Origin of the sequence: Streptomyces sp. CC53 (genome assembly GCF_001865245.1) — a bacterium.
Taxonomy (GTDB): Bacteria; Actinomycetota; Actinomycetes; order Streptomycetales; family Streptomycetaceae; genus Streptomyces.
The window spans coordinates 1-4,037 of the sequence record NZ_MKXB01000009.1; the positions used below are offsets into that span (position 1 = coordinate 1).

7 protein-coding genes are annotated in these 4,037 nt (G+C 68.3%); 2 read left to right on the plus strand and 5 right to left on the minus strand.

The window, feature by feature from the left end:
• Positions 1-144 precede the first annotated feature (144 nt).
• On the plus strand, positions 145-465 hold the full coding sequence (locus tag BJP40_RS00690; RefSeq protein WP_071277628.1) for a hypothetical protein: 321 nt from the start codon (positions 145-147) through the stop codon (positions 463-465).
• A gap of 55 nt (positions 466-520) precedes the next feature.
• Here BJP40_RS00690 and BJP40_RS00695 read toward each other — a convergent pair whose 3' ends face one another.
• From BJP40_RS00695 to BJP40_RS00710, 4 genes are all read right to left on the minus strand, one after another.
• Positions 521-802 carry a helix-turn-helix domain-containing protein gene (locus tag BJP40_RS00695; protein ID WP_256220579.1) on the minus strand — a complete coding sequence of 94 codons (282 nt, stop codon included), beginning with the start codon at positions 800-802 and terminating at the stop codon, positions 521-523.
• A 147-nt stretch (positions 803-949) separates the two neighbouring features.
• The gene (locus tag BJP40_RS00700) at positions 950-1,396 is read right to left on the minus strand and encodes a hypothetical protein (RefSeq protein WP_071277630.1); all 447 of its coding nucleotides are present in this window, start codon (positions 1,394-1,396) and stop codon (positions 950-952) included.
• Positions 1,389-1,829 carry a hypothetical protein gene (locus BJP40_RS00705; protein ID WP_071277631.1) on the minus strand — a complete coding sequence of 147 codons (441 nt, stop codon included), beginning with the start codon at positions 1,827-1,829 and terminating at the stop codon, positions 1,389-1,391. Before BJP40_RS00705 ends, BJP40_RS00700 begins: the two co-directional genes overlap by 8 nt.
• 167 nt (positions 1,830-1,996) lie before the next feature.
• A complete protein-coding gene (locus tag BJP40_RS00710; RefSeq protein ID WP_079170822.1) occupies positions 1,997-2,431 on the minus strand; it encodes a hypothetical protein in 435 nt (144 codons plus the stop codon).
• 204 nt (positions 2,432-2,635) lie between these two features.
• Here BJP40_RS00710 and BJP40_RS00715 point away from each other — a divergent pair, with 204 nt between their 5' ends.
• Entirely contained in the window at positions 2,636-2,824 is a 189-nt protein-coding gene (locus BJP40_RS00715; protein ID WP_071277633.1) for a hypothetical protein, read from the plus strand.
• A gap of 9 nt (positions 2,825-2,833) precedes the next feature.
• Here the strand turns inward: BJP40_RS00715 and BJP40_RS00720 are convergent, their stop codons facing one another.
• The gene (locus tag BJP40_RS00720; RefSeq protein WP_256220580.1) at positions 2,834-3,826 is read right to left on the minus strand and encodes a tyrosine-type recombinase/integrase; all 993 of its coding nucleotides are present in this window, start codon (positions 3,824-3,826) and stop codon (positions 2,834-2,836) included.
• Positions 3,827-4,037 lie beyond the last annotated feature (211 nt).

Sequence of the window (4,037 nt, forward strand, 5' to 3'; positions counted from 1 at the left end):
CCCGGGGTTCTCCGCGTCGGGCGCCCGCCCGGACGCCTACCGGCACCCCACCTGCCGGCCCCCCACCGTGCGGCCGCACACCTACCCGACCGGCCCCGCCGACCGTTGACCCCCACCACCGTCGATGAACAGAGAGTCCACAGCATGATCCAGACCGTCCACCCGGGCGACCTGCGCCCCACTGACACCGCCCTGTGCGAAGCGTGCTGGACCGAGCCGGTCCAGTACCTCCGTCTGACCCCGACCGGCCGCGACCTGCTGTGCCGGGCCTGCGCCGACAGCGGCAGCCCGCCCCGGGTCGACCTGTTCCCGCCGCTGGGCATCTACGGCGTGACGTACCGCAAGCTCGGCGAGCCGCGCGCGGACAAGCATCGTGGCCCGGGCGCGCCGCAGACGCCCCCGACCCCGGGGCCGCCGCTGCCGAGCCCGCCCCCGCAGCCGACCCCGGGCCGCCCCCCGGTGTAACCGGCGCCCCCGAGACCGCCCCGGCCGGTATCCGTCCCCCTGGCCGGCCGGGGCCCTACCGCACCAGATCCGCGACGGGGACGTCGAGCGCGTCGGCGATGAGAACCACGGCCGTGTAGGCGATGTCGCGCTCCCCGCGCTCGTACCGCTGGATGCTGCGCCGCTCGACGCCGATACGCGACGCGAGCTGGTCCTGGGAGAGGCCGGCGGCCCGCCGGTGCTCGGCGATGCGGTGGCCGAGCTGTCGGCGGCGGTCGATGACCCAATCGGGCAGGGGCGTAAGTCGGGCAGGCACCGCCTCACGCTTGATCGAGAACCGCACCACGTCAGTGCCCAAGTGGTCGCTTTTGCGATCAAGGAGATAGTTGTCATATAAACGGAACTGATCGTTCCGCAAGCTGGTGCGGCGGCAGCACTCACCCCCCAGGTGAGCCTCCGCACCGAAGAGCCCCGGCAGCCGAGTGCTGCCGGGGCTCACCCTCGCTCAGCTATCTCCGAGCTCCCCAGCCCCACGCTGAATCCAGACCTCGCTGCGCACCATGCGCGTGAGGAGCCACGTCATGTCCGCGGCCAGCAGGAAGCTGGCGTGGTTCTCGTGGACGAGCCACTGCTGCTCGTTGGGCCGTGCGAAGGACAGGCACGGCAGGCCCTCGGGCAACTTCCCGCCCGGATCCAGCTCCCAGCCGGCGCGAAGGATCCGGCGAGGATGTGTGCGGTTCTCAGGGCTGTCCGGTAGCCGGTACCACTGACCCGTGGCGAACATCGGCGCCTGCGCCCCGCCAAGGGCGTCCAGCAGCTCCTGCGTTGCATGCCCAGGCTCGACGACGACAGCGACGCTGTCGGGTTCCGAACCGGGCCGGATGTCCGCAACGCGGCCCTCGAGCTCACCGGGTTGCGCGAACCGGTAGTACGAGGTGATCAGGTCAGACACCGCAGCCCTCCGATCCGAAGCGGGCCCACACGCCGGCGCGGACGAGGGCGGTGAGGCGCTCGGTCATCTCGGCGACAAGCTCGGGGCTGGCTTCCCCATCGCGGATCAGCCAGACGTGCTCCCCGTCGCGCTCGACCGGGAGGCAGAGGCGGCCATCGGGCAGCTTGTGGGCCGGCACGAGCTCCCACCGGGCGCTGTGGACAGTGGGTGCGGGGTCGTCGGTGTCGCCGGGGCTCTGCCGCATCCATTCTCCCGTCTCCAGAATGGCGGTCTGCTCGCGTGCAAGGGCATCGAGAAGGCGCTGGCGGGCGTGGCCGGGGCGCACGACGACGGTAGCGACACCGGGGGTGTCGAGGATGGTGACGACGTGCCTCGGGGGGATCTCATCCTCGTGTTCAGCGAATCGGTAGACCGCTTTGGTGACCTGGTACAAAGCACTCCTCCCTGTTCCGGCGCAGCTCACAATAGGCACGCCAGTTCGATCCAGCGTGCGGCCGGAACCTTCGTCCACCCCCCAGGTGGAGCACCATCATGCACAGGTAGTTGGCTGATTTCATCTGGTGACAGGCGAGAATTTACTGACACCCCATCAAGTCCGGCTCAGCGGTTGCGGAACTCCTCGATAATCTCCAGAACCTTCCGCCTGCCTTCCTCGCTCAGCTCCTCGGCGTGATGGACGATCGTCCTCACGGTCGCGTCCGACGTGTAGAACACATCACGCTCGAACCATTGCCCGATCGCCGCATCCTGGACCGCCCGCAACGGCAGCTCAAGACCCGCCGCCAGCCCCCGCAGCTCCGCCGGTGTCGGCGCCTTCGCTTTGACGCCGTTCAACAGATTCTGAAGTGTGCCCCGGTTCCACATTGGTCCCGTCCTGCGCTCCGCTTCGGGCTGGAGCTCGGCGTTCGTGTCGATGGTGCGCGCGGCCAGGGTGCGGATGCTGATCGCGAGTTCCGCCAGGCGCTCGCGGACGAGATCCTCCAGGTCGGTGCGCCTCTTGGGCGAGGGGGTCTGGCCGGTCGTCATGTCGGTCATGGTCGTCCCCGTCTCCAGGTCACGGTGCGGCAGGCTTCGTGGCTATGAACCTTGCCACCCCGGCGGGGGGTGTGTCATCGTCTGGATGGCAAAAACTTTGGCCAATGGCCAAGGAAGTGCACGTCAGCGGGAGGGGTCATGGCCGATCTCACATGTGCAGCGACCCGTAGAGCAGCCTCGAGCTGTGTGTCCACTGAGGGGGCCGTGGCCGAAGTGCGAGTCGAGCAGGCCGCCCTTGACTCCGGAGTGGTCATGGCCTTCGCCCGATACGGCCGACTGCTGCGCATGGCCTACGACCCCGACGACATCACGGAGGCGGACGCCCTCGTGATGCTGCGCGAGCAGGGTGCCCTGGCCGGTGCGGTGCACGTCGTCCACCGCACCACCGCCTGACCTCGAGTCTCAGAGACGGTCGCCAGGACTGAGGCTCCGGTGCGCCTTCCGCGCCCGCTCCGCCCCCGATGACGCCGCGTACCGCGACAGCATCTCCCGGGACCGCCAACCCGTAATCCGCATCAGGTCATCCTCGTTGCCCCCGTTCACCTTCCAGAGGTGTGCGAACGTGTGCCGGAACTGGTGTGGGTGGATATGCGGAATGTCCGCCTCTTTGCAGCGGTTCTCGATCATCGTGCCGACGCCCCAGATGGTCATGCGGCTTCCCCGCTTCACGCTCCACCAGAGCGCGTCGTCGCCTTCCAGGGCCTTGCCGCGGTGCTTCGCCAACGCCCGCAGATACCGGTCGAGCGCCTGGGCCGTCGTGCGTCCGAACGGGACAGCCCGCTCCCGGCCGCCCTTGCCCAGGACGTAGAAGACCATGAGGTCCAGGTCGACGTGCTTGACGCTCCGGTTGGTCAGCTCGGACAGTCGGACCCCGGTGTCCAGGAACAGCATGATGATGGCCGTGTCGCGACGCTCCTTGTACCTGGTGCCCTTGCAGACCCCGAGAAGCTTCTTCAAGGCGTCGTCGGGGATGATCGGCACCTCCTTCTCCGGCACGATCGGAGGCTTCATCGTGCGCATGGGGGAGCGGCTGATCTCCTCCTCGTCCACGAGCCAGTTGAAGAACGTCTTGAGGCTCCGGAAGTGCTGGTGAGCGTTCGCGGGGGAAGTGCGATCCTTCAGATCGCCGATGTACGCCTCGATGTGCTCGCGGTGGATCTCCTCGAGGTCGGACGGAGGTTTGCGGCCGGCCTCGTCCGCGGGCATGTAGCCCTTCTCCGCGTCGAGCAGGTACGCGGTCAGGCCGTCGCCGGCGCGCTGGTAGATGCGCTGCGTGTTCTCGGACAGGTTGCGCGCCCTCAGCGAACGGATCCAGGAGGAGATGTCGGGTGCGAGGTTGTAGCGCGCCGGCTCGTCGGGCCGGGCCATGCTGGTGGACATGATCTTGATCCCCATTCGGGTATGCGAACGGTTCTCCCCTGCGGGTCGGCTGCGCGCCTGCTCGGGGTGTGTCTGAACGGTACGCCTGGATGCCGGGAGTTGGGTAGGCGCTTGGCCAACTTGCGCTGCGCTTCCGCCCGCAAATGAAGATGACCAGCGTTTCCGCTGGTCAAGTGGGGTGAGCGCCCCAGGCAGGACTCGAACCTGCGGCCAAGCGCTTAGAAGG